Source organism: uncultured Thiodictyon sp., assembly GCF_903946935.1.
Taxonomy (GTDB): Bacteria; Pseudomonadota; Gammaproteobacteria; order Chromatiales; family Chromatiaceae; genus Thiodictyon.
In genome coordinates, this window is the sequence record NZ_CAJAXH010000185.1 from 13,782 (window position 1) to 37,498 (window position 23,717).

At 64.6% G+C, this 23,717-nt stretch carries 20 protein-coding genes and 1 pseudogene; 8 read left to right on the forward strand and 13 right to left on the reverse strand.

Annotated features, from left to right (window positions below):
- Positions 1-102: 102 nt before the first annotated feature.
- The 3 genes from QZX93_RS15775 to QZX93_RS15785 are packed head-to-tail and all read right to left on the reverse strand — an operon-like array spanning position 103 to position 3,324.
- Positions 103-1,587, reverse strand: a complete 1,485-nt coding sequence (locus QZX93_RS15775; protein ID WP_295391678.1) for an alpha/beta hydrolase — start codon at positions 1,585-1,587, stop codon at positions 103-105.
- Positions 1,588-1,591: 4 nt separating this feature from the next.
- On the reverse strand, positions 1,592-2,683 hold the full coding sequence (locus QZX93_RS15780) for an alpha/beta fold hydrolase (protein WP_295391680.1): 1,092 nt from the start codon (positions 2,681-2,683) through the stop codon (positions 1,592-1,594).
- Positions 2,684-2,715: 32 nt separating this feature from the next.
- Positions 2,716-3,324 (reverse strand): DUF3611 family protein, encoded by a 609-nt coding sequence (locus QZX93_RS15785; protein WP_295391682.1) that lies wholly within the window; start codon positions 3,322-3,324, stop codon positions 2,716-2,718.
- Positions 3,325-3,901: 577 nt separating this feature from the next.
- Here QZX93_RS15785 and QZX93_RS15790 point away from each other — a divergent pair.
- The 4 genes from QZX93_RS15790 (at position 3,902) to QZX93_RS15805 (ending at position 8,403) form a co-directional block, all read left to right on the forward strand.
- The gene (locus tag QZX93_RS15790; RefSeq protein WP_295391684.1) at positions 3,902-5,071 is read left to right on the forward strand and encodes a hypothetical protein; all 1,170 of its coding nucleotides are present in this window, start codon (positions 3,902-3,904) and stop codon (positions 5,069-5,071) included.
- A gap of 658 nt (positions 5,072-5,729) precedes the next feature.
- Positions 5,730-7,019: a 2Fe-2S iron-sulfur cluster-binding protein gene (locus tag QZX93_RS15795; protein WP_295391686.1), complete on the forward strand. Its 1,290-nt coding sequence runs from the start codon at positions 5,730-5,732 to the stop codon at positions 7,017-7,019.
- Positions 7,020-7,027: 8 nt separating this feature from the next.
- Positions 7,028-7,606: a hypothetical protein gene (locus QZX93_RS15800; RefSeq protein WP_295391688.1), complete on the forward strand. Its 579-nt coding sequence runs from the start codon at positions 7,028-7,030 to the stop codon at positions 7,604-7,606.
- Positions 7,603-8,403, forward strand: coding sequence for a class III cytochrome C family protein (locus QZX93_RS15805; protein ID WP_295391690.1), 801 nt, complete (start codon positions 7,603-7,605; stop codon positions 8,401-8,403). The genes QZX93_RS15800 and QZX93_RS15805 overlap by 4 nt, the downstream gene beginning before the upstream one ends.
- A 100-nt stretch (positions 8,404-8,503) precedes the next feature.
- Here the strand turns inward: QZX93_RS15805 and QZX93_RS15810 are convergent, their stop codons facing one another.
- The 3 genes and pseudogenes from QZX93_RS15810 to QZX93_RS15815 all read right to left on the reverse strand — a co-directional run bounded on the left by QZX93_RS15810 (position 8,504) and on the right by QZX93_RS15815 (position 10,089).
- Positions 8,504-9,139, reverse strand: a complete 636-nt coding sequence (locus tag QZX93_RS15810) for a hypothetical protein (RefSeq protein WP_295391691.1) — start codon at positions 9,137-9,139, stop codon at positions 8,504-8,506.
- A 129-nt stretch (positions 9,140-9,268) separates the two neighbouring features.
- Positions 9,269-9,403, reverse strand: a pseudogene (locus QZX93_RS27410) (gas vesicle protein GvpA); the annotation flags it as partial.
- Between the two features lie 476 nt (positions 9,404-9,879).
- Positions 9,880-10,089, reverse strand: a complete 210-nt coding sequence (locus tag QZX93_RS15815) for a hypothetical protein (RefSeq protein ID WP_295391693.1) — start codon at positions 10,087-10,089, stop codon at positions 9,880-9,882.
- Positions 10,090-10,184: 95 nt separating this feature from the next.
- Between QZX93_RS15815 and QZX93_RS15820 the strand changes: the two genes are divergently transcribed.
- Positions 10,185-10,772, forward strand: a complete 588-nt coding sequence (locus tag QZX93_RS15820) for a chemotaxis protein CheB (protein WP_295391695.1) — start codon at positions 10,185-10,187, stop codon at positions 10,770-10,772.
- 95 nt (positions 10,773-10,867) lie between these two features.
- Here the strand turns inward: QZX93_RS15820 and QZX93_RS15825 are convergent, their stop codons facing one another.
- The 7 genes from QZX93_RS15825 to QZX93_RS15855 all read right to left on the reverse strand — a co-directional run bounded on the left by QZX93_RS15825 (position 10,868) and on the right by QZX93_RS15855 (position 19,426).
- Positions 10,868-11,992, reverse strand: coding sequence for an ABC transporter permease (locus tag QZX93_RS15825; protein WP_295391697.1), 1,125 nt, complete (start codon positions 11,990-11,992; stop codon positions 10,868-10,870).
- A 2-nt stretch (positions 11,993-11,994) separates the two neighbouring features.
- A complete protein-coding gene (gene rbbA / locus QZX93_RS15830; RefSeq protein WP_295391715.1) occupies positions 11,995-14,802 on the reverse strand; it encodes a ribosome-associated ATPase/putative transporter RbbA in 2,808 nt (935 codons plus the stop codon).
- Between the two features lie 38 nt (positions 14,803-14,840).
- The gene (locus QZX93_RS15835; protein ID WP_295391698.1) at positions 14,841-15,935 is read right to left on the reverse strand and encodes an HlyD family efflux transporter periplasmic adaptor subunit; all 1,095 of its coding nucleotides are present in this window, start codon (positions 15,933-15,935) and stop codon (positions 14,841-14,843) included.
- A 108-nt stretch (positions 15,936-16,043) separates the two neighbouring features.
- The gene (moeB, locus tag QZX93_RS15840) at positions 16,044-16,799 is read right to left on the reverse strand and encodes a molybdopterin-synthase adenylyltransferase MoeB (protein WP_295391700.1); all 756 of its coding nucleotides are present in this window, start codon (positions 16,797-16,799) and stop codon (positions 16,044-16,046) included.
- A gap of 1 nt (position 16,800) precedes the next feature.
- Entirely contained in the window at positions 16,801-17,559 is a 759-nt protein-coding gene (locus QZX93_RS15845; protein ID WP_295391702.1) for a retropepsin-like aspartic protease, read from the reverse strand.
- 32 nt (positions 17,560-17,591) lie between these two features.
- Complete coding sequence (locus QZX93_RS15850) at positions 17,592-18,017, reverse strand: universal stress protein (protein WP_295391704.1); 426 nt, start codon at positions 18,015-18,017, stop codon at positions 17,592-17,594.
- The gene (locus tag QZX93_RS15855) at positions 18,014-19,426 is read right to left on the reverse strand and encodes a citrate transporter (RefSeq protein ID WP_295391706.1); all 1,413 of its coding nucleotides are present in this window, start codon (positions 19,424-19,426) and stop codon (positions 18,014-18,016) included. The genes QZX93_RS15850 and QZX93_RS15855 overlap by 4 nt, the downstream gene beginning before the upstream one ends.
- 261 nt (positions 19,427-19,687) lie before the next feature.
- Between QZX93_RS15855 and trkA the strand changes: the two genes are divergently transcribed.
- From trkA to QZX93_RS15870, 3 genes are all read left to right on the forward strand, one after another.
- The gene (gene trkA, locus QZX93_RS15860) at positions 19,688-21,091 is read left to right on the forward strand and encodes a Trk system potassium transporter TrkA (RefSeq protein ID WP_295391708.1); all 1,404 of its coding nucleotides are present in this window, start codon (positions 19,688-19,690) and stop codon (positions 21,089-21,091) included.
- Positions 21,091-22,545, forward strand: coding sequence for a potassium transporter TrkG (locus tag QZX93_RS15865; protein WP_295391711.1), 1,455 nt, complete (start codon positions 21,091-21,093; stop codon positions 22,543-22,545). Before trkA ends, QZX93_RS15865 begins: the two co-directional genes overlap by 1 nt.
- Before the next feature lie 265 nt (positions 22,546-22,810).
- Positions 22,811-23,542 carry an endonuclease/exonuclease/phosphatase family protein gene (locus QZX93_RS15870; RefSeq protein WP_295391713.1) on the forward strand — a complete coding sequence of 244 codons (732 nt, stop codon included), beginning with the start codon at positions 22,811-22,813 and terminating at the stop codon, positions 23,540-23,542.
- Positions 23,543-23,717: the final 175 nt, after the last annotated feature.

A 23,717-nucleotide genomic window follows, 5' to 3' on the forward strand; every position in this document is an offset into this window, starting at 1 on the left:
CCAAGCTCGCCAAGGTGTTTCAGTGGGCAATTCACCCGTCGGATGATCTCTAGCCAATGGTCTTTCTTGGCGAGCTTGGCGCCTTGGCGTGAGCATAGATAACTAATGCCCCGGCGCGGGCTGACCGCCGCCGACTGGGGTGTCGATCTGCTCGGTGACACGGTCCAGCAAATAGGGGAAGAAGGGATTGGATGACATGCGGATCAGCGAGTCCAGGCTGACGATCAGGACGCCGCGCTCGCCGCGCACGGCGATTGACCCCAAATGGACGCCGAAATTCTCGGACAGGTCGGGGGTCATACCATACAGCGAGTCGGTCACGGGGAATGGCAGGGCCACATGGGAGAGCGAGAAGACATCGCCGGGATAGGTCAATCCCAACGGGCGCACCTGCTCCGTCGTCGCCCCGGCCTGCGTCACCCGCTCGACCACCTCCGCGGAGCCGGCGCTGGCATTGGTCACGACCGATGTGCGGTAGCGCCGCGGGGCCTTCGGCAGCAGCCGCGCGAGCATGGTCTCGGTGCTCGGGCGCAGCAAGGGGCCGAATTCGGTGTGACGATTGAGATCGAACAACACCAACTCGCTGCCATTCTCCGGCAGGTGCGCATAGAGCGCATTGACGACGGCCGGGGTACTGACCGTGAAGTCGGTGATCGATTGGAAGGTGAGGATCGGCGGCAGGGTGCTCAGTCGACCCTCCTGGGCGGCGCGGGCGAGCCGCGGTTGCAATGCGCGCGTGAGCAGTGACGATTGACGCGCCCCGTTGATCGGGAAGGAATTGTATTTGAACGGATTGAATTCAGGCATGATCGACAGCCAGGCGGCCTTGGCAAAGCGCGGCAAGAGGGCCGGCAGACCGGCGAACCCGGCAAAACGCGCCATGGCGGTAATGCCGATCATCGGTGAGATCAGAATGATCCGGTCGGCGCGCGGGAGCTTGGGGTCGTCGATGGCATCCAGTGCGTATTTCATCGCGAGCGCACCCCCGTTGGAGAACCCCACGATGTGCAGTGGCACCCCGGGGCCGACCCGGCGCCGGGCCTCGCGCACCGCCAGCCGGGTCGCGGCCGTCCAGTCCTCCCACTGCACCTGCGCGAGCCCGGCGGGCACGCTGCCGTGACCGGGTAAGCGGGGGGCGACCGTCGCAAAGCCCCGCTCCTGATAGCGCCGCGCGATATGGCGCAGGCTATAGGGCGAATCGGTCAGACCATGGAGCAGCACCACCACGCCGACCGGGGTGCCGGTAGGCTCCAACGTATACGAACGATTCCAATCCTGGACGAACCCTTCCGGATTGACGGGGCTGTCCTGGAAATAGCGATTGGCGGGGATGCGCTCCTCGGGTGCCAGGCGTTGCGTGACGTTGACACGGATCTCCTCGAAGATGGTCTTCTCCACCTCGAGATACTTTGCCCAATCTGCCTGATCGAGTTCATCGGCGGACAACTCGTGCGGTACAAAGGTATGCCAGGGCTCCAGCGGCGCACCTTGCTGGGCGTCATAGGCGCGTACACCCAGGAAGGTCACGGCCACCGCCAGGATCAGCACGGTGGCCCATTTCAATAGTGTGATCAGCTTGGATCCCATTGTGTTACTCCGATTCGTGTTCATTCTGGGCGGGGGTCATGGACCGCCAGTCATGCAGCGTCTGCAGAATCGGCGCAATGGCCGGCGGCTCCGGGGCGCCTGGCAACTGCCGCAAGAGCAGCCCGCGATGCGACGCGTTGAGCACCAGCGGCGGCGCCCCATTGGGGAGTCGCGCGGACTCCAGGGTCACGACGCCATCGCCCAAGTCCTGACCAATGCCGGACCACCAGGCCCTCAGCCGCTGCCGCAACTCATCGGACTGGACCTCAGCGGCGGCCGCCGCGAGCCCGGTGGAGAGGTCCGCGGGTGGGTCCAGTAGCTGGCCTTCGATGACGCGGATTGGCACCGCCGCCGGCCAGGGCCGGGCGTTGAGCGCCCGGAGGAAATCGCTCCCCGGCCGCAGGTCGATCTTGGCCTCGCCGGTGCCGTCGCGCAGGGCCGCGAACAGTGAGAAACGGCGCCCCTGGCCGGTTGGAAATTGGTCGCGCAACTCCAGCCAGACCCGCAGCCGGGCCCATTCCGAGCCTTGGTTGGGGGTGCCGACGAGGATCGCGCCGGCCACCGAGGTACCCGCGACCCGCGCCGGCGCACCCACCGGATGACGCAACCGGGAGACGAAGTCCCGCGCGACCAGCCCGCCCATGCTATGCCCAATCAGCACCACCGGGCGCCCCGGTGGCAGGTCCAGCCAGTGTTGCGCCAGATAGTCGGCACTGCGGTCGATGCCCTGATCGTTGGGATAGCGCAATTCCCAGACCTCGTAACCGGCGCCGCCTAAGGCCGGCACCAGGTCGTCCCAGATGCTTCCGGGCTCGTCCAGACCATGAATCAGCAGGACCCGGCCGACCGAGGCCCCGGCGGGCCGGTCCCGCAGATGGATGCCGTGCCAACCATCGTCGGGGGCCATCTCCCGCGGAAACCAGACGGCGAGTCGGTCATGGACCAGGACCCGCAGTTGGCGCTCCTGCCGCGGATGGCCCTCCGCCCACCAGGTCCAGAGCGTTGCCGCACCGATGAGTGACAACAGGCCGATGGCCAGGACCCGGCGGCGACGCCGCCGGGATACAGCGAGGCCGAACCAGGAGGCTATGCGCATCGGTGGTCTTGGCTCGACCCCCTGGGTTTGCCTCATCCCTTGGCGAGTTCGTCGGCGGTCTGAGTGGTGCGGAACATCAGCCAGAGACCGAGCACCAGGGTGACCACCTCAGCGCCGAGCGTCAGTATCAGGGCCATCAGGCTCACCAGGTCGACCGCTGAGACCCAACTGGCAGACCCGCCGGTGGTCGTCTGGACGGCCTGGATGCCCGCTTGCGGAGCGGACAGAAAATAGAACAGCAGTTGCCCCACATCCAGCAGCATCACCAGCATGGAGAACAGGAGACCCAGGCTGCTCGCCACCAGGCCAGTCCAGACGGTGCCCACCACCGCCGATTCCGTGGGGCGCGTTTGGGGATCCGCGATCCGCTTGGCCAGACCGGTATAGCGATAGAACCAGACGATGGTGAACAGGAGTACCAGCAGATTGGCCGTGCTCAGAAACTCGACGATCGGCAGCCCGGTGCGCGGACCTGAGAAACTCCCTGAGAAAACGAAGACGTAGGACATCAGAAGCACTGGAATAGACCCCAGCACCAACTGGAGCCAGAAACCGGTCCACCCGATGCGGGTAAAGGTCTTGGCCAGACCGTCGATCTTCGAGCTATGAAAGCCTGCAACAATTCTTTCGAGCATACTCATTACTTTACCTCGACCGCAGTGGGCGGTGTCGCTGGGGAGAGAGTGTGAATTGGCCACGGGGAGGTACGCGGCCGGTGGAGACAACGGTAGCATCGACGGTCACGCAACAGGTCTTGCCGCTTCACGGCCAGGCACACGACTGGGCACTGCCGTCCCTTGGCCGCCGCGCCGCACCATAGGTCGCGTGTGAGAATAGCCAAAGCGCCGGCCCGCGTCCATTGTTGGCGCATCACTTCCACACCAAGACGCCAGGTAAGGCCAGCGAGCGGGACGGGCGCGGCTGCCGGCAAGCATCCCGGCCTTGGTCATCGCGCCGGCTAGAACTGTCCTTGCGGCAACCCGTCGCGGCCTGGGGGCCGCTCCTACGCGGGTAGGAGCGGCCCCCGGCCGCGACGTATCTACGCGACGTCGTTTGTTGTGTAAATCTGGCCTCCGGGCGGCACGTGACGATCAGGCTTCGTCGGATGGCCTCCGCCTCGGCGCCGACCGAGAGCGCCAGTTGCGCCATTATGGCGAGCTCGCCATAATAAAGGCTTAGAGTCTCGCGCGCCGGGTTCTCCGGCTCATTATGTTCTATATGAGCACAAATCAAGCCGGGTCGACCGGTGCCGGGTTTGCAGCCGGTCTGTTCGGCGCCTCGCTGTTATTGGGCGATGCGGGGTATGCAGCCGAGCCGACGCGCGTCCCGTCCGCGGCCTACCCGGATGCGCTCCCCGTCGCCAATCACTTGGCGCTTGGTCGCTCTTATCTGGAGCGTCGCGAGTATGCCCGCGCGGTCCTCGAATTCGAGCAGGTACTGCGTTTCGACAATCTGCCGCCCGATCTGCATGAACAGGCCGAGATCTACGCCCGGAGCGCGCGGGACTACGCGGCGGGACGGCGGCTCTCCGGATTCGGCTACGCGGAGACCGGCGGCGGCTATTACCGCGAGAACGTCACCCGTTCCACCAATGCCGCGGGCGGTCATCCGGCCAGAGACTGGTTCTGGAAGGCGCGCGCCGGCGGCGGGGTGAGCTATATCGCCAGCGACGACGTCACGGTGGACGCCACCCTGGACTACCGATTCCGGTACTACGACAATCCCCAGCGGCGGGACGACTCGGACCTGCGCTGGAATGCGGCGGTGAAGCAGTCGCTCCCCCATGGCAGCCAGGCGATCGGGGTCCGCGGCCGGGCGAGTTACCGGGGACATCCCGGTTATCGCAACGACTACGGGGTGTTCGTCGATCGGTCATTCGCTGTCAATGCCGATAATCGGATCGAAGTGGAGGGCGAATTCCGGACGCGGCGATATCCCCTAGATCTCCGTCAACGCAGTCGCGACATCGCAGAAGTCACCGCTAGTTGGACGCACGCCTTGTTGGACGGCAAGGCGTCGCTGACCCTCTCGGTTAACGGCGGTCGCGAGTGGGCGACCCATAACAGGCCCGACGGCAACAGCAACTTCTTTGGGGCCGAGTTCAACTTTGGCATGGACTTCTCTGCAAGCCTCGGCAGCTTTCTGTTAGGACTCTGGGAACACAACGCTTACCTCGGGGACCGCACCCTGACCGACTCGGATTTCGAGCCGGTTTCATTCTACCGGCGCAGCGACGATATCTATGAGATTGGCGGCGGACTGACCTACGGCTTTGCTCGCGATTGGTCCCTGCGCCCGCAGGTGTTGTATACGCGCGATGAGAGCAATACGGTGGGGGGTAATTACAGCTCGACTGAGCTGTGGCTGACGATCCGCAAGCGGTTCTAGGCTGCACGTGGCGATGCTGTTTCTGATCGCGTCGGTGCTCGGCGGCGGGGTGGCGAAGATGGCCGACGGGAGCCCCGAGGGGCCACACCGTTCATACCCTCAAGTGCGTGGCGCAGCCAGAGCGCATTTAAAAGCATGCCCCGGCGGGCCATTGCGATGCGGTATGGCGGCGGTGGTGGAGACCCGCCAGGGGTTCGACTTGCCGGCGCCGCGCTGCCAGGTCACCGAGCCTCGGGTGCTCGAGGCGCAATGCACCTGCGGGAAGCTAACTGGGCCGGCCCGATCGGCACCCATCGCTGAACGTGGCGGTACGCGTCAGTGCGCTCCCGGCCTGAGCGATTGTGAAAAACCTCCCGACCGGTCCGAAGCACTGGGCTTGGGGGGGGTAAAATGGCTCCATCGAACTAGACAGTCGGTGATCGACGAGCGATGGCCAACGAAGCGCTTAATCTGTGTGCCAACGTACGGACGCCCCTTTCCCCTGCCCTTAAACTGCTGAATGGATCCGCAAACGGTCTTGCAACTCGTCGACAAGCCGGAGATCGCCGAGCTCGCGGCCGAGGTGCGCGGGCGCTTGGACCGGGTGCGCGACGTCCTCACGGCCGTTTGAGGCTATCGGATGATCGACGGTTACAAACGTAAGTGAGTAATACATAGCATGTCAAATGCCACCCTGGTGCTCTTGATCACTGCGGCAATCCTGGCCCAGGTGGCCGTATTTGGACTGTTCGGGTGGCTGCGTCAGCGCGCGCAACTGCGGGTGCTGGAGCGGCGAGGGGAGGGTGGGGCTGGCGGGGCGGTTCGGATGGTCGGTAAGCCGGAGCAGGACCAGGGCCTTGACCCCGCACCGGTCGCGCAGGCCCCGGCCTGGCCCGGCCACCGGGAGTTCGTGGTGCAACGCCGCGTGATTGAGGACGGCAACGGCGCGGTCTGTTCTTTCTACCTGTCCCCGGCGGACGGCCAGCCGCTGCCGACCTACAGACCCGGGCAGTACCTGACCTTCAAGCTGGAGGTGCCGGACCCCACCGGCGGCCCGCCGAAGACCCTGGTGCGTTGCTACTCCCTGTCGGATCGTCCGCGCACCGACTGCTACCGGGTGTCGATCAAGCGGGTCCCACCGCCCCCCGGTCGACCGGACCTGCCGGCGGGGGTCGTGTCGAATCACTTCCACGACCAACTCAAAGAAGGCTCCCGGGTGTGGGCACGGGCCCCGTCCGGTCACTTCTTTTTGACGCAGGACAGCGTCCTGCCAGTCGTGCTGATCGGCGGCGGGATCGGCATCACCCCGTTACTGAGCATCCTCAACACCATGAGTGATCGTGCCGATCCGCGCGAGGTCTGGCTCTTTTATGGGGTGCGCAACGGCGCCGAGCGGATCATGTCGGAACACCTCAAGACCCTGAGCGAGGGCCAGCCGGGGTTCCATCTGCATTGCTGTTACGCCGTGCCCGACCCGGATGACCTGCTGGGCCGTGACTATCAGCAACAGGGATACGTGGATCTGGCACTGCTGCAACGGACCCTGGACTTCCGCCGCCATGAATTCTATGTCTGCGGTCCGCCGGCGATGATGGAGTCACTGGTACCCGCGCTGGCGGCGCAGGGGGTGCCGGCGGCAGACATCCATTACGAGTCATTCGGTCCAGCCTCGTTGAACACGCGCGCGGTGCACGTGTCGACCACGCGAGCCAATACCAGCGTGGTGCGATTCAGCCGCTCCGGCAAGACGGTGTCGTGGGACGGCGCTGCCGCGTCCCTGCTCGATCTCGCCGAGGGGCAGGGGATCGTGGTGGACTCCGGCTGCCGGGCCGGCAGTTGCGGCACCTGCCAGACCCGGATCGAGTCCGGTGCGGTGACGTATTCCCAGGCGCCCGACGCGGATCTGAAGCCGGGCCATTGCCTACTTTGTATTTCTACCCCGACGACCGATCTGACCCTGACGTTGTAGAGGTCCCGATGAATCGCTCAATCGTTCGTAAAGAATTCGTTCCGTTCCTGTTGCTGTTCGGGTCCTTGATCGTCGCGACTGCGATCACCGATGCCCTGCTACACGTCTTCGGTCTCTACTGGATCGGTCGCTGGTTGGGCATCCCCGGGACCCTCCTGATCCTGCTCTCGTTCTTCTATTCCATGCGCAAGCGCAAGCTGATCAATTCCGGTAATCCCAAGACCCTGCTACGGTTGCATGAGGTGCTGACCTGGATTGGCGCGCTGATGATCCTGGTCCACGCCGGGATTCACGTCTATGCGGTCCTGCCCTGGCTGGCCCTGCTGGCGATGCTGGTGACTCTGGCCAGCGGCATGACCGGTCAATACCTGCTGGGCCGTTCACGGCGCGACCTGCTCGCGAAACGTCAGTTCCATGCCGACCACGGCGACAGCCCGGCGACCATCGACAAAGAGGTCTTCTGGGACGCGGTCACGGTGGACGTGATGAAGCAGTGGCGGGCGGTACACTTCCCCATCACGCTGGCCTTCGGCGTGCTGGGGCTCGCGCACATTCTCAGCATCTTACTGTTCTGGCAGTGGCAATGAACAAGCAACTCGTCTTCATCCTCGTCGCCGCCAATCTGGTCATTCTGATCCTGATTGCCGTGTTCTGGCCGCAACTCATGGTTGAACCGGGGCCGGTGATGCCAGCGCACCAAGCGTTCGAGACCGATTGCTTCGCCTGTCATCGGCCCTTCATCGGCAGTCGGCCGGCGCTGTGCGTGAAGTGCCACAAGCCCGCGGAGATCGGACTCGTCACCACCACAGGATTCGCGATCGCCAATGAGCGCAAACTCACCCCCTTCCATCAGGACCTGCTTGAACCGGACTGTATCGCCTGCCATAGCGACCACAAGGGGGTGAAGGCCTTCCGCCCCATCGGCCGGTTCTCGCACGACCTGCTCAAGGTCGCCCGCCGCGATCAGTGCAGCGGCTGTCATCAGGCGCCCGTGGACGCCATGCACCAAGGCGCGATCGGCGCCTGCGGCCAGTGCCACTCGCAGCGCGCCTGGACGCCTGCGACCTTTGACCACGAGTCCCTGTTCAGCCTCACCGGCGACCACGCGGCATCCTGCAACACCTGCCACGTCGGCCGTGACTACCGCACCTACACCTGTTACGGCTGCCATGAGCACTCCCGCTCCAAGATCCGCGAGAAGCATGTGGAGGAGGGCATCAGCAACTATGAGAATTGCATAGAGTGTCACCGCAAGGGCGAGGCCGATGAGGGTGAACGTGAAGGACGGGACCGGAAAGACCGGCACTCGGACGCGGGCGGGTCTGACGCGGAATCAGGCGGCGAGGATGACGATCACAAGAAGTCCAAGGAGCATGACGACTAGCAGTAGCCTTTGTGGGCAGGGAGTGGCGGACGCGTTGGGGTTGGGGCCGCGTGGCTGCTGGCGGCGGCCTCGCGTGCGGCCGCGCCAGCGTCCGTTCCTGCTAGTCGGGCATGTCTTCCTCGCCCGGTAAACGGGTCGCCTGGGCGTCGTCCATCGCCACGGCCATCGCCGACTTTTCCGCCGGCATCGGCGGCTCCTTGTACCGCGCCTTCGGTGTCGATTTGGCCTGAGCCTTCGCCTGCACCTGGGGCTTGGTTTGGACCGGGTCTTGCTTCTTCGGGGTTGGTGCGGGCTGGGGGCGGAGGGCTGTCGGCGGCGATGCCTGGCCGTACCACGCCTGACGGGCGGCGCTGCGTTGGCCGGCAAACTCACCGAGTAACTGGTGGGCGGTTCGGGCGATGTCGGATACGAAGGACTGGTCGGCGGCCCGTATCTCAATGGCCATCACGCCCCGGGCGCGCTGGAAGTCATCCAGCAGGTGGGCGACCTCTTGCTTGCGCTTGGCCTGAAGATCGGCCGCTTCGACTCGGCTATCGGCAACGGCGCAGCTAACTCGGGCGAGGAAGGCCATGCGATCGACCCGCATGGTTTCCACGCTGACCTTCAAATCACGCATGAAGGCGTGCGCAGCGTCGGCGACTTCCTGGCGGTTATCGTTGATTAGGGTCTGGCGGGCGATCCGCTCGCGGGCGATCTCATCGCGTAGCCGCCCCATGTCCTCAGTAAGACTCCACATGGTTTGCTCCTCGAATCAGGTTACGGAATCCAGCGTCGGGTCGCGCGGTTCCCCGCGCATCGCAATCAAGCGGTTAGGCGCGGCTTGCCACCTGGCCCGGCCGGGGAAAATGCCGCCCGGGGTCAATGCCTAGTGCCGCGGCGCGGCCGATGGAGCGGTGAGGCCGATGGCCTCGGCATACTTCAGGTAGGTCTCGACCGCGGCGATAACAATGCGGGCTTCGGTTGCCAGCAGCTCGATCACAACCAAGGACACCTTGACCCACACAATGACACCATTCTGCCTGTCCAATGGCCGATGCACCCACTCACATTGCGCGTCGATTGACTGTGAGCGGGTACGCGCGCGTATCGAGCACGAATGTGGGGGAAAATACACTGGTGCTCTTGCCGGGTCTGTACGCCAAATCACATGGGGCGGCAAGTGGATTTCGGTAAGCCACTAATCTTTCGGTAGCCCGCGAGGTCGTACCCGGATTCCGCTCGCGCTCCATCCGGGTTACGCCAGGCACGCTGCGAGTATTTTCCTAGCAGCCTGTCGGACTTGATGGCGTAACCGATTGATTAAACAGGAAAACGACTTTTTGGCGCAAAAGATGAAACTCTTTGCATTCAATCGGTTGCATCACTAAGTCCGACAGCCTGCTAGTCTCTGGATGGGTGTCACACGCAGGGCCTGAGGTTCAGCGGGCGGGATAACGACCAAGTCCGCTGCTGGCATAACCGAAGTGGGCGCAGCGTTCAGGTTCTCATGAGATACGCGTGTAAGGCTTCGGCCTCGCGATAGGCGGCGTAATCGTCGCGGTCCTGGTTGCGCGCCCTGTAGTGTTCTTGAATTAAGTGCTTGTATTTACTTGCGAACGCATCGACGGGGAGGCTCTTGTCGGCCAACAGTGCGATGGTGATGACCTCGTTTTCGGCAAGATCGACATAGAGTGCTTCTGAGTTCATGGGTTCTGCCTTTGGTGTGGTTTGTCTGTGCGCTTGTCTGGCCAGTTTGCTCCATGCATACTCGTCTCAAAATCCAAAAAAGCACTTGAGCAACAATGAAAACCGAGGCCGATGCGAGAGATTTCCCAGTCGTCTGTGTGGGCGGTTCTGCCGGTGGCCTCGACGCCTATATCCGGTTGCTCCAGCACTTGCCGGCCGATATGGGGGTGGCCATCGTCATCGTCAATCACTTGCGGACGGTCGCCACCCTGCTCCACGAGATCCTCCCGCATTACACGAAAATGCCCGTCGAGCTGATCACGGACCACTTATTGATCCGGCAGAACCGGGTATTTATCATCCCTGAACAGCGTGACTTACACATCCTTGACGGGGCCTTCCATCTGGAACCCATCTCAAAACCCCGGGGCTGGCCGGACGTGATTACGGTGTTTCTGCGTTCACTCACCGAGCACTGGAGCGGCAAACTGATCGCAGTCATCGTCTCCGGCTACGATGGCGATGGTGCAGCGGCCCTGTGCGGTATCAAGGAGGTGGGGGGTATTACCATTGCGCAGAAACTCGCCACCGCCAAGCGGCCGGACATGCCGGAGAGCGCGATTGCGAGCGGCTGTATCGATTTCATTCTGTCACCCGAGGACATTGCACAAGAGATCGTGCGCATTGCCCGACGTAATACCTAGGTTCATACGGCAGCACACACGCTCTCGCTTGGCATCTAGGCTTGCGCAATGGGCGCCAGGCGATGGCGTCCAGACCCTGCCGGATCACCTCCGCATTACGCCATCTGGCTGATGGTCCTGCGGAACCGATTGAGCGCAATGGTGAAGAGCGCTGCGCCGATCAGGAGCAATGTGAGGAACTGCGGCCAGACGACAGACAGGCCGGCACCGCGGAACAGGATGGCCTGGCTGCTGGCGACGAAGTGGGTGGTGGGGGCGACGAGCATCAGGTTCTGCACCAGCTCCGGCATGCTCTCGCGCGGGGTCGAGTTGCCCGATAGCAATTGCAGCGGCAGCAGGATCAGCACCGCGAGCATGCCGAATTGCGGCATCGAGCGCGCCAGCGTGGCCATGAAAATGCCCATCGAGGTCGTGGCGAAGAGATGCAGTGCGGCCGCGACCAGGAACAGTGCCACCGAGCCCTCAATCGGCACCCGCAGGATGCCCTGCACGACAAGCACCAGCGCAATTGACGCGGCCAGCAGCACCACCAGGCCCATCGACCACACCTTGGATAGCATGATCTCGGCGGGCGTCACCGGCATGGCCAGGAGATGGTCGATGGTTCCGTGCTCGCGCTCGCGGATGAGTGCCGCTCCGGTCAGGATGATCGACAGCATGGTGACGTTATTGATGATCTCCATCAGTGCGCCGAACCAAGACTGCTCCAGGTTGGGATTAAAACGCGCGCGCAGGGCCAGTTCCACCGGCAGTTCCGTGCTTGCGCGGTAACGCTGGACGAATTCGGTCACCTCGCCCAACACCATCTGCTGAACATAGCTGCTGCCGGTGAAGGCCTGGCTCATACGTGTGGCATCCACGTTGAGTTGGATCGCGGGCGATCGGCCGGCCAGCACATCGCGCTGGAAGTCGGGAGGAATGTCCATGACAAAGGTGAAATCCCCGGCATCCATGCCCGTATCGATACGGGCCAGGGGGATCATCGCCGGGGGATTGAAGCGCGGCGGATAGAAGGCCGTGGCGATGCGTATCGAGAGCGGCGATGCATCCTCATCGACGATGGCGAGCGGCGCCTTGTGCAGCGTCTCCGGCATCGCTGTGGCCGCGACATAGATCGACACGGTGAAGGTATAGGCAATCAACACCAGCATCATCGGGTCGCGAGCCAGGCTCCACAGCTCCTTGATCCCCAGGCGGTAAACAGTCGCGGCCTGCGACATGCTCAGGTTTCCTGCTTCTTCAACAGGAGGATCGACAGCCCCAGGATCACCGGCACGGCCAGTGCCAGCGGCCAGAACGCGGCTTGGAGGCCGACGAAGTCCAACCCCTTGTTGAAGACACCACGGCTGATCGTCAGGAAGTACGTGGCCGGGTAGACCCGGCCGATGACATACCCCACACCTTCGAGCGAGGACACCGGGTTCAGCATTCCGGCGAACTGGACGGCTGGGATGATGGTCCCGATCATGGCTACGAACATCGCCGCGATCTGGCTGCGGGTGAAGGTGGAGGCGAAGAGGCCGAAGCCGGTCGAGAAGATGACGAAGAGCAGCGCCCCCGCCGTCAGTGCCAGCAGGCTGCCCTTGACCGGGACGCCGAAGACCGTGACCGCCAACAGCGTCAGTAGGGCGAAATTGAGCATCGCCAGCAGGATGTACGGGAACTGTTTGCCGAGCAGGAACTCGCTGCGGGTCACCGGGGTAACGTAGAGATTGATGATGGAGCCCAGCTCCTTCTCGCGCACCACCGAGAGTGCGGCGAGCATCGCCGGGATCATCAGCAAGAGCATCGGGATGACCGCCGGGACCATCGCCGGTAGGCTGCGCACGTCGGGGTTGTAGCGAAAGCGCGTCGCGATCCTGGCCGGGCCGACCCCGGCGTCCTGACCGAGCTGCCGCGTCGCCTGGTCCAGCAGCCAGCCCTGGTGCATGCCCTGCACATAACCGCGCACGGTCTCGGCCCGCACCGGCATGGCGCCGTCCACCCAGGCGCCGATCTGCACCTGCTGCCCGCGCGCCAGGTCGCGGGCGAAGCCGTGTGGGATCTCGATCGCCAGCGCGAGCTGGCCAGCGCGCATACGCCGGTCGAGATCGCGCTCGTCGAGGATCGGCGGGCGTTCGACGAAGTAGCGCGAGCCCGCCAGGTTCAGCGCGTAGTTGCGGCTCAACCCGGTCTGGTCCCGGTCGAGCACCGCGTAGGTCAGGTTCTCCACATCCAGGCTGATCCCGTAGCCGAAGACAAACATCAGGATCGCCGTGCCCAGCAGCGCCATGGTGGCACGCACCGGGTCGCGTTGCAGCTCGAGCGTCTCGCGCAGGCTGTAGCTCCAGGCGCGACTCAGGCTGAAGGGGAATGCGCGCCTGGGCGGGGCGGTCGGCGCGACGACTGGCGGCGGCGCCGGCGCCGCGTCCGCGGAGGTTGCCGCACCGGACGCGCCGGCCTCTTCCAAGTAGCCGATAAAGGCCTGTTCGAGTGTGGCGACGCCCCGTTGGCGGACCAGTTCGGCGGGGACATCGGTGACGAGCACGCGCCCGGCATGCATCAGCGCGATGCGGTCGCAACGCCCGGCCTCGTTCATGAAGTGGGTGGAGATAAAGATCGTCACCTGGTCATTGCGGGCCAGGTCGATCATCAGTTGCCACAGGCGGTCGCGCGCGATGGGGTCCACGCCCGAGGTCGGTTCGTCCAGGATCAGCAGCTCCGGTCGATGCACCATGGCAACGGCCAGCGACAGGCGCTGGCGGATACCCAGCGGCAGCCGGTCGGGCAGCGCGTCCACCGACGCCTCCAGGCCGAAGCGACGCACCATCTCTGCCACCCGCGCCGGGATAGTGGCCTGGGGCAGTTGGAACAGGCGCGCGTGCAGCACCAGATTCTGGCGCACCGTCAACTCCGAATAGAGCGAGAACGCCTGCGACATGTAGCCCACGCGCCGGCGGGTGGCGATGTCCTTGGGGTCGACCGGGGCCCCGAACAGGGATGCACTGCCCTCGCTGGCCGGCAGCAGACCGGTCAGCATCTTCATGGTGGTGGACTTGCCGCAGCCGTTGGAGCCGATGAAGCCGAAGATCTCGCCGCGGCGGATGGACAGATTGACATGATCGACCGCGGTGAAATCACCGAAGCGCATCGTGAGGTCCTTGGCCGCGATGGCGATCTCGGTCTGGTCTCCAGCGACCAGGGGCGGGATGGTGACCGCCCGGTGGCCCCGCTGCAGCGCCTCCGGCAGCAGTGCGATGAAGGCGGCGTCGAGCGAGTCGGTCCCGGTGCGCGCCAGCAGCTCGGCGGGTGTGCCCGTGGCCAGCACGCGGCCGGCGTTCATGGCCACCAGCCAGTCGAAGCCTTGTGCCTCGTCCATGTAGGCGGTGGCCACGATCACGCTCATGCCGGGTCGCCCGGACCTGTCCTGAGCGGAGTCGACGGACCCGTCCTGAGCGGAGTCGACGGAGCGGATGCGCGCGATCAGGTCCCAGAACTGGGCGCGGGCGAGCGGGTCCACACCGGTGGTCGGCTCATCCAGGATCAGCAAATCCGGGTCGTGGATCAGGGCGCAGCACAGGGCGAGCTTCTGTTTCATGCCGCCGGAGAGCTTGCCGACCGGGCGCGCCAGGAACGGCGACAGGCCGGTGTCACGGGTGAGCTCGTCGATGCGGCGGCGGCGTTCGGCCGCTTGGTGGCCGAACAGCCGGCCGAAGAACTGCAAGTTCTCCTCCACCGACAGGGTCGGATAGAGGTTCTTCCCCAGGCCCTGGGGCATGTAGGCGATGGAGGGACAGACGCGGCGGCGATGACGGCGGTTGCCCATGTCACCGTCCAGGGCGTGTACGCTTCCCTGCTGCACGGCCCGGGCCCCGGCGAGCAGCGCCAGGAGGCTCGACTTGCCCACGCCGTCCGGGCCGAGCAGTCCGACCATGCGCCCGGCTGGGATCGCGAGCGTGATGTCGGCCAACGCCACGACCTTGCCGTAGTGCAGACTGACATCGACCAGACCGGCCACCGGCGCGGAAGTATCCCGCCCCGGTGGCTCCATCACGGGCAGCGCGGGCCCGCTCGTGCTCAAGCCAGCGCTCAATCCGGCACCTTGAGCACCAGATTGGCCGGCCACGCCGCCTGCGCATTCAGCTTGAGCCAGGCCATGCCTGGCAGGCCGGTCTTGACCAGCTTCAAGTGCCTTTGCAGCAGCTCAGGGTCGATCTGCGCCTTGACCCGGAACATCAGCTTCTGCCGCTCGCTGGCCGTCTCCACCGTCTTGGGCGTGAACTGGGCGGTGCTGGCCACGTAGGACACCCGCGCCGGGATCACATACTGCGGCGCGGCATCGAGCACGATATGCACCTCGCTGCCCAGCGCCACCCGGCCGGCCACCGTCTCGGGCAGGAAGAACGTCATGTAGACATCGCTCAAGTCGACCAGGTTGAGCACCTTGCCGCCGTTGGCCAGCACCTCGCCCGGCTGCGCGATGCGGTACTGCACACGCCCGGTGCGCGGGGATTTCAGCAGGCTGTCCTCAATGTCGGCCTCGACGCGGGCCACCGTCGCCTCGCTCGCCTCGACACCGGAGTTGGCGCCGACGACTTTGGCCTGTGCGGCCGTGATCGCCGCCTGAGCGGCGGTTACCTGGGCCTCTGCACCGGCCAGCGTGGCCTCGGCGCCCTGCACCCTGGCGCGGTCGTCATCGAGCAGTTGGCGGGTCGTCATCCCCTTCTTGGCCAGCGTCTGCGAGCGCTCAAAGCGTCGTTGCGCCGCATCCAACTCGGCCTCGCGCTGCCCCACCAGGGCCTGCGCGGCGAGCGTATCGCTCTCGCGCACGGCGACCTGGGCCTTGGCACTGGCCACCGTGGTGACGGCCTGACGGGACAGGGCCATGGCCTCGTCATACTGTGCGTCGAGCACCGCGATGCGCATCTGCGCCAGGGGCTGGCCCACCTGCACGAAGTCGCCCTCGTTGACCAAGATGTCCTGCACCCGCCCGGCGAGCTTGGTCGCGACATCGATCTCGGTGGCCTCGATGCGACCGTTCCCCTTGACGAAGCCGACACCCGGGCCGGTCGGCTTCAAGGCCATCCAGGCGAAGACGGCGATCGCCGCGAGCGCGGTCGCGGCGACTGCTGAGAGCAGCAGCCTTCTGATTCCTGGCGAAACATGTGATGGTGTGTCAGTCATCGGCCGATGATATCGCCCGCTGGGCCTCGCGTTCGTACGGTGCCATACATTGCGCTGACCGACGTCATCACTGTATTGGCAGCGGATCGCGATCGCCTGCGCACGGAGTCAAGGCTGGGGCGATGCAACTCCGCACACCGGACAGCTCGGGTCGGCCACGAGCCGCACCTGCCGCCACTCCATGCGAGCGGCATCGAGCAGCAGGAGTCGCCCAAACAGCGGTTCACCCAGCCCGCTGAGCACCTTGATTGCCTCAGTCGCCTGGATGCTGCCGATGATGCCCAGCACCGGGGCCAGTACACTGTTGGCGGTGCAGGTCTCGTCGATCCCGCCATCGCGCGGGTAGAGGCATTGATAACAGGGACCGCCCGGTTGCCCGGAGAAGGTCGTCACCTGGCCCTCCAGACGAATCGCTGCGCCGCTCACCAGTGGTTTGCCCGCGGCCACGCAGGCGGCATTGATGGCGAAGCGGGTGTCGAAGTTGTCGCAGCAGTCCACCACCAGGTCCAGGTCGCGCAGCAGGTCCGGCAGGGTCGCGGCGGTGAGTCGTTCGCGCACCGGCACCAGTTCGACTTCGGGGTTGAGCGCGGCCAGGGTCGCGCATGCCGACTCCGCCTTGGGTTGCCCGATCCGCGGCGTGGTGTGGATGATCTGGCGCTGGAGATTGCTGAGATCGACGGCATCGTGATCGGCCAGCACCAGGCGCCCGACCCCGGCCGCCGCCAGATACATGGCCACCGGAGAGCCGAGTCCGCCCAGTCCCACCAGCAACACCCGGGCCGCGCGCAGCCGCTCCTGGCCTTCGATGCCGAAGGTCGGGAGCAGGATCTGCCGGCTGTAGCGCAGCAGTTGTGTGTCATCCATGTTACTTGGGTCCCAATACCAGCCGGTTCTGTTCGTCTTCGATGGTGACCCGGAAGCGCCCGAGCAGGCTCATCCCCAGCAATGCATTACCGCCGAGCCGCGCGTCCTCGATGAAGGCGACCGGGACCTCGGCCACGCGCTGCTGTTGCAGCCAGACCGCCGGGAGGGTCCCGAGTGCCGCCTCCACGTTACCGTTGGCGGTCTGCACCTGCTGGGTGTGCAGTGCGTCGGGGGCGAGGCCGAGTTGGCCGATCAGCGAAGTCGGGAGCACCACATAGTCGGCCCCCGTATCGACCAGGAGCTGCCGTTGGACCCGTCGGCCGTTCTGACCCTCCAGCATCAGGGTGACGGCGTGGGACGAGCCGATGCGCTGGGTCTCCAGGGTGATCTCGCCGGCGGGCGGGGCCGCGGGTGCCGCCGCAGCCGGGGCGGGCGGGGTGTAGGGGGTCTTGGCGCCCAGGATCAGGACCCGCTCGACCCCCCCTTGGCCCGATTGGACGATGATGTGGTCGAACCCCTCCAGGAGCGCGCGCAGGTGCGGCAGCAGTTCGGTCCCTTCCGCCGCGCGCCCCTGCTTGTCGCGGGTCGCCTCCAGGTCCGCCGGCTTCATCTGGAAGCCATACTGGGCCATCAGGCGTTCCAGTTCCCCCGCGACCTCAACCTGGGCGGCGCCCGCGACCCCCAGGCAGAGCCACAATGCGAGCGGCGTCAGGGTGCGGACCAGTATCCGCCGATGTGAGTGGGGGGCGGGACACGCCATGATTGCAACTCCGGCCTGGGGGCTCATGGGTGTTATTTGACCAGAGTGACCGGCAACGGGCTCAGGTGGACGACCGCACTGGCCACCGAGCCCAGGAACAGTGACGCCAGCGTGCCGCGACCATGGGTGCCCATGACGATGTGGTCGCAGCCTTGTTGTATGGAGAATTCGGCGATGGTCTCGGCGATGGGTCCGCAAGCGACTTGGGCGGTGTAGGCGATCCCGGTCGCCTCGAGCAGGTCGCGCGCACCGCGCAGGTCGGCCTCGCCCTCCTGCTGCTGGATGTCTGCGATCTCCTTGGGATTGAGGAAGCTGCGGACCTCCCAGGCGTCCGCCGGATCGCGTACATTGAGGAGGCGAAGCTCCGGGGCCGGGTGGCCGGCGGCGAGTCGCAGCAGATGACGTAGCGCCCGTAGTGAGTGCTCGGAGCCGTCGCAGGGGACCAAGAAGCGCATCATAACCTCATCGATAAGTGTGATTCCTGACCCGCGGCTGGCGGGTCACAGTGTGAGCTGGCGCAGCACTGGGCCGCGGTCGCTGACTGCGCGGCGCCGCTCGGAGGCTGGCGGGGCTGCCAACCGAGGATCGAGAGCAGTGCCGCGAACCCTAAGACATAGGCCAGTATGACGTGCCAGCCATCGCGCACCCAGCCCCCCACCGATTTGGCCTGGGGATAGAGGTTGGACAGGGCCACGCCGGCGGAGCTGCCAAACCAGATCATCGACCCGCCGAAACCGACCGCGTAGGCGAGCACGCCCCAATCGTATCCGCCCTGCTTGAGTGCCAGGGCGGTCAGGGGGATATTGTCGAAGACGGCGGAGACGAACCCCAGGGCCAGGGCCGAGGGCCAGGAGGCCGGCGGCAGTTGCTCCACCGGCATCATCGAGGCGCAGATCACCAGTGAGAGCAGGAACAGGCTGCCTTTGAAGGCCTCCGGCAGCAGGCCCCAGTCGGGCCGGCGCAGCGCGGCGGTGGCGAGAATCGCCACCCAGACGGCCGCGCCCAGGAAGGGGAAGCTGCCGGCCGCGGCCTTGAGATGCAGATTCACCAGTACATTGGTGGCGACGGCCACGCCCAGGATGGTCGCGACGATGCCGACCCGGGTCCAGTCCACCCGCACGCCCGCGGGCACCTCCTGCATCGTCGCGCCGCAACGCTGCTGCTGGATGGCCGCCGGGATGCCGAACATCGCCAGGGCCACGCCGGCGGCAATATAGGCATGCACCACCTCCAAGGGGCCGATCCCGGAGATCCACATCATGGTGGTGGTGGTATCGCCCACCACGCTGCCGGCGCCGCCCGCGTTGGCCGCGGCCACGATGGCCGCGAGGTAACCCAGATGCACCCGATGGCCGAAGACCCCGGCGGCCACGGTGCCGCCGATCAGGGCGGCGGCAATGTTGTCGAGGAAGCTCGACAACACGAAGATCATGACCAACAGGACGAAACCGCCCGGCCAGCCGGCGGGCAGGAAGCGCGGCAACAGCAGCGGGATGCGGCTGTCCTCGAAGTGACGGGCCAGCAGCGCAAAGCCGAGCAGTAGGCCCAGCAGGTTGGCGAGTATCACCCACTCATGTCCCAGGTGGGCGAGCAGTCCGGTGAGTCCTGGCCCAGCGTGGAAGCCGGTGACGGCGAGTTTGAAGCCGGTAATCGCCGCCAGCCCGGTCAGGGCCACCACGAGGGTATGGCGGTGGAAGCTGGCCACCCCCAACAGGGTTGCCGCGAACAGGATGAATTCGGTCGGGATGCCGAAGAGTTGCGTCCCCGTGGGCGGGACCGGCGCCGCCGCCAGGGCGGGGCCGCCGATCAGCATCGCCACCAAGGCCAGCAGGGGCCGGCGGGTGCGGGCGTTGGGGGTTGCATGCATGATCGGGGTCAAGGGATCGCCGCAGGAGACAGGACAGGGTTTCGGCGATGATAGCCCGGGCCGCCGTGAACTGCGATGGGCTCCGCACATTGCCGGTCGGTGGCCCCGGGTCGGGGGACGCGGTAGCATGACGACCCGCGCCAGGTGTCTGCGGACACCATGCTTGCCGGAGGCGGCGACGCGCGGCCGGCCACCCCTGAAATGCACCGTGCGACAGTCAATGAACGCAGATAAATGCAAAGCTACTCATATGATTAAGATATGAAAATTGTCATCCTCGGCGCCGGCCAGGTCGGGACCTCGGTGGCCGAAAGTCTGGTCTCCGAGGCCAACGAGATCACCGTGATCGATACCGACCTGGTACGTCTGGCGCGCCTCCAGGACCGGCTGGACCTGCGCACCGTGGTCGGTAACGCCGCCCTGCCCTCGATCCTGGAACTGGCCGGGACCGGCGATGCGGATATGTTGATCGCCGTGACCCAGAGCGATCAGACCAACCTGTGCGCCTGCCGCACCGCCGCCACCCTCTACAAGACCCCGACCAAGATCGCCCGGTTGCGCTCGACGGACTATGCCCGGTACCCGCAACTGCTGGAGGCGAAGAACTTCGCGGTGGACTTCAGCATCTGCCCGGAGCAGATCATCACCGACTATATCGTCAAGTTAATGGCCTTCCCGGAGGCCCTGCAGGTGTTGGAGTTTGCCGACGGGCTGCTGAGTCTGGTGGCGGTGCGTGCCATTCCCGGCGGCAAGTTGGTGGGGTGTCCGGTGTCCGATCTGCGCCGCCACATCCCCAGCGTTGAGGTGCGCATCGCCGCAATCTACCGCGGCGACCAGCCGACGATCCCGGACGGCGAGACCCTGATCGAGGCGGGCGATGAGGTGTTCTTCCTGGCCGCTACCCGCGACATCCGTCAGGTCTTGAGCGAGTTGCGGCGGCGCGACCGCCCGACCAGGCGCATCCTCATCGCCGGTGGCGGGAACATCGGGGAGCGGCTCGCCAGTGCCACCCAGGATCGCTATCAGGTGAAACTGGTGGAGGCCGACGAGCGGCGTGCGCGCAATCTGGGCGCGACCCTGAAGCACACCCTGGTGCTGGTAGGCGATGCGGCGGACGAGAATCTGCTCTCGGCCGAGTCGATCGAGGAGATGGACTGCTTCCTCGCCCTCACCAATGACGACGAGAACAATATACTCTCCGCCCTGCTCGCCAAGGGTATGGGGGCGCGGCGCGTGCTGGCCTTGATCAACCGGCGCGCCTATGCCGATCTGATGCAGGCGGACCGGATCGATATCGCCATCTCACCCGCCCAGGTCTCCATCGGTTCGCTGTTGGCCCATGTGCGTCAGGGGGATGTGGCCGCGGTACACAGCCTGCGCCGGGGGGCGGCGGAGGCCCTGGAACTGGTCGTCCATGGGGACAAAAACACCTCCAAGGTGGTGGGGCGGCGGGTCGACCAACTGGACCTGCCCCACGGGGTGACGCTGGGTGCCATCATGCGCGGGAGCGCGCCCGTGGCGGGTGTCGCTGACCGGCGCCGGGTCCTGATCGCCCACCACGATACGGTGATCGAGGCCGAGGACCATGTGATCCTGTTCGTGATCAGTAAGGACCTGGTGCGCAAGGTGGAGCGCTATTTCCAGGTGAGTCTGGGTTTCTTCTGATGTACTCGGTGCTGTCGGTTACCAATGTACTCGGGCGCCTGTTGATGGTGTTCAGCCTGACCTATCTGCTGCCCATCGCCTGTGCCCTGATCTACCAGGACGGGACCCTGTTCACCTTTGTGTTCAGCATGATTGCCTGTGTCTTCGCCGGCCTGATGCTGGTGGGGCTCACCCGTCGCCACCGCGCCGAACTCAAGGCGCGCGACGGCTTCATGCTGGTCGCCATGGCCTGGACGCTGACCGCCGCCATTGCCACCGTGCCGCTGATGCTGCATCAGCAACTGTCCTTCACCCACGCCTTTTTTGAGACCATGTCGGGGCTGACCACCACCGGGGCCACGGTGATGACCGGGCTCGATCACGTGGCGCCATCCATCAACCTGTGGCGCCATACCCTGAATTGGTTGGGCGGCATGGGGATCATCGTGCTGGCGGTCGCCATTCTGCCCTTTCTGGGGGTCGGTGGTATGCAGCTCATGCGTGCCGAGGTGCCGGGGCCGATCAAGGACACCAAACTCACTGCCCGCATCGGCGATACGGCCACCCTATTGTGGTTCATTTATGCGAGCCTCACCCTGGCCTGCATCCTGTCACTGCGGGTCGCCGGCATGAGTTGGTTCGATGCCGTCTGCCATGCCTTTGCGGCCATCAGCCTGGGCGGCTTCTCCACCCGGGACGCGAGCATCGGCGCTTGGGACTCGCCGGCCATCGAGGCGGTGTTGATCGTTTTCATGGTGCTCGCCGCGTTCAATTTCGCGACCCATTACATGGTCTGGAGGTATCGCAGCCTGCGTCCGATTTGGCGCGATCCGGAGGCCAAGGCGGTGCTCGGGGTGTTGCTGTTGAGCTGTTTCGGTTGCGCCGCCTATCTCTGGTTCACTCAATTCTATGCGAGCTTCTGGACGGCCCTGCGTTATGTGAGTTTCAACTTGGTTTCCATCGCCACCGACTGCGGGCTGGTCAATACCGACTATGCTATTTGGCCGATTTTCGTCCCCTTGTGGATGCTCTTCCTCTCCTCGGTGACCGCCAGTTCCGGCTCCACCGGCGGCGGGATCAAGATGATCCGTACCCTGATTCTTGTGCGTCAGTCCTCCCGCGAGGTGTCCCGGCTGATCCATCCCTCGCTGGCTGCCCCGGTCACGATCGGCGGGTCGCCGATTCCCAACAGCGTGGTCTTCGCCGTTCTTGGATTCATTTTTCTTTACTTCATGAGCATCATTGGGCTGACCTTCCTGCTCATATTCGGCGGACTCGACTTCATCTCCGCCTTCAGCGCTGTTATCGCTTGCATCAACAACGCGGGTCCGGGCCTGGCCGCGGTGGGACCGGCTGGCAATTACGGGGGGCTGAACGACTATGAGATCTGGGTCTGCACCTTCGCCATGCTGCTCGGTCGGCTGGAGGTCTTCTCGCTCCTGATCCTGTTCACGCCGCAGTTTTGGCGCAAGTAGGAGCGCCGCCGTTAAGCGGGCCTTGATCATCAAGCCGGCCATCGCAGCACCTGGGGCGCCGGAAGTCAATCGCCGTTTTGCCACGGAAACACACGGAAACACACGGAAGGACACGGAAGGACACGGAAACGTTCTTCTCCTAATGATGAGACGGCGCAGTAGCGTGAGGATATTGACAAAACATGCGAGATTTGCTTGACTGCCCTAGGCGCCCCAAATTACGGGGTAGTTCGTCCGGCGAAATCTGTTTAGGCGACAACAACCCATGCGAATCGCTACTTGGAATCTCGAGCGCCCGCGTAAGGGGGGCGAGATCAAGAATGCCCTTCTTCTTCAGAGGATGCGTGAGATTGATGCGGACATCTGGGTCCTGACCGAAGCAAGTGAGGCAGTTTTTCTACCCGGCTACTATGCGGTCGCTACTCCACCATTAGACGGCTATCACCGTCCCGGCGAAACATCCACTGCTGTTCTCTCTCGCTGGCCTATTATTGGCGAAGCTCCGACCTGGGATCCAAGGTTGTCGGTCTGCGCCAAAGTCGCAGCTCCGTCAGGGACGGTTCATGTCTACGGGACGATCATCGCCTACGCTAACGACAAGGGGCAGTCAGAGACGTCGAAGCGATGGGTCGAGCATCGCCGTTCGATCGAAAAACACCGAAGTGACTGGCTCAAACTTTCGCAATCCCATTCGTCGCAAACGCCTCTGGTCGTTGCGGGCGACTTCAACCAGAGCAGAGATGGCTCAGGGTGGTATCAAGACAAGTTCTCAGTGGACCTGCTCTCGGACGTGCTGCGTCAATCTGGCTTGCAGTGCGTAACCGAGCAAGACTTCCGCAAGACTCAAGGGCTGAGTCGAGCCAGTATTGACCATATCTGCCTGCCCGAACAACTCGCAGGTTGCGTGTCGAAGGTGGCGGCTTGGGAGGGTGCAGTCGATGGCCGCGCCGTTAGTGACCACAACGGGGTTTATGTCCAGATTGACATATCGCGATAAGGAGCCATAAGGGACCAGGCTCAATCGTCTCCGAACTAAGAGCCTGTCTAGAAACTAAATTATTGATTTTATAGCAAAAAAATTGTAGAATCTCCGGAATCCATACGAAAATGCGATCTTATTCCGGGTTTCAATATGAATGAAGACAGCATCGAGTCGCCTGCCAGGTATCCTA

What these genes read in the sequence shown, in the direction of transcription:
- QZX93_RS15865 (WP_295391711.1), top strand. Translation starts at nt 21,091, where the DNA reads ATGTACTCGGTGCTGTCGGTTACCAATGTACTCGGGCGCCTGTTGATG.
- QZX93_RS15815 (WP_295391693.1), bottom strand. Translation starts at nt 10,089, where the DNA reads ATGAACTCAGAAGCACTCTATGTCGATCTTGCCGAAAACGAGGTCATC.
- rbbA (WP_295391715.1), bottom strand. Translation starts at nt 14,802, where the DNA reads ATGGAGCCACCGGGGCGGGATACTTCCGCGCCGGTGGCCGGTCTGGTC.
- QZX93_RS15790 (WP_295391684.1), top strand. Translation starts at nt 3,902, where the DNA reads ATGAGCACAAATCAAGCCGGGTCGACCGGTGCCGGGTTTGCAGCCGGT.
- moeB (WP_295391700.1), bottom strand. Translation starts at nt 16,799, where the DNA reads ATGGATGACACACAACTGCTGCGCTACAGCCGGCAGATCCTGCTCCCG.
- trkA (WP_295391708.1), top strand. Translation starts at nt 19,688, where the DNA reads ATGAAAATTGTCATCCTCGGCGCCGGCCAGGTCGGGACCTCGGTGGCC.
- QZX93_RS15805 (WP_295391690.1), top strand. Translation starts at nt 7,603, where the DNA reads ATGAACAAGCAACTCGTCTTCATCCTCGTCGCCGCCAATCTGGTCATT.
- QZX93_RS15835 (WP_295391698.1), bottom strand. Translation starts at nt 15,935, where the DNA reads ATGACTGACACACCATCACATGTTTCGCCAGGAATCAGAAGGCTGCTG.
- QZX93_RS15870 (WP_295391713.1), top strand. Translation starts at nt 22,811, where the DNA reads ATGCGAATCGCTACTTGGAATCTCGAGCGCCCGCGTAAGGGGGGCGAG.
- QZX93_RS15795 (WP_295391686.1), top strand. Translation starts at nt 5,730, where the DNA reads ATGTCAAATGCCACCCTGGTGCTCTTGATCACTGCGGCAATCCTGGCC.
- QZX93_RS15825 (WP_295391697.1), bottom strand. Translation starts at nt 11,992, where the DNA reads ATGTCGCAGGCCGCGACTGTTTACCGCCTGGGGATCAAGGAGCTGTGG.
- QZX93_RS15855 (WP_295391706.1), bottom strand. Translation starts at nt 19,426, where the DNA reads ATGCATGCAACCCCCAACGCCCGCACCCGCCGGCCCCTGCTGGCCTTG.
- QZX93_RS15820 (WP_295391695.1), top strand. Translation starts at nt 10,185, where the DNA reads ATGAAAACCGAGGCCGATGCGAGAGATTTCCCAGTCGTCTGTGTGGGC.
- QZX93_RS15850 (WP_295391704.1), bottom strand. Translation starts at nt 18,017, where the DNA reads ATGATGCGCTTCTTGGTCCCCTGCGACGGCTCCGAGCACTCACTACGG.
- QZX93_RS15800 (WP_295391688.1), top strand. Translation starts at nt 7,028, where the DNA reads ATGAATCGCTCAATCGTTCGTAAAGAATTCGTTCCGTTCCTGTTGCTG.
- QZX93_RS15785 (WP_295391682.1), bottom strand. Translation starts at nt 3,324, where the DNA reads ATGAGTATGCTCGAAAGAATTGTTGCAGGCTTTCATAGCTCGAAGATC.
- QZX93_RS15845 (WP_295391702.1), bottom strand. Translation starts at nt 17,559, where the DNA reads ATGGCGTGTCCCGCCCCCCACTCACATCGGCGGATACTGGTCCGCACC.
- QZX93_RS15810 (WP_295391691.1), bottom strand. Translation starts at nt 9,139, where the DNA reads ATGTGGAGTCTTACTGAGGACATGGGGCGGCTACGCGATGAGATCGCC.
- QZX93_RS15775 (WP_295391678.1), bottom strand. Translation starts at nt 1,587, where the DNA reads ATGGGATCCAAGCTGATCACACTATTGAAATGGGCCACCGTGCTGATC.
- QZX93_RS15780 (WP_295391680.1), bottom strand. Translation starts at nt 2,683, where the DNA reads ATGCGCATAGCCTCCTGGTTCGGCCTCGCTGTATCCCGGCGGCGTCGC.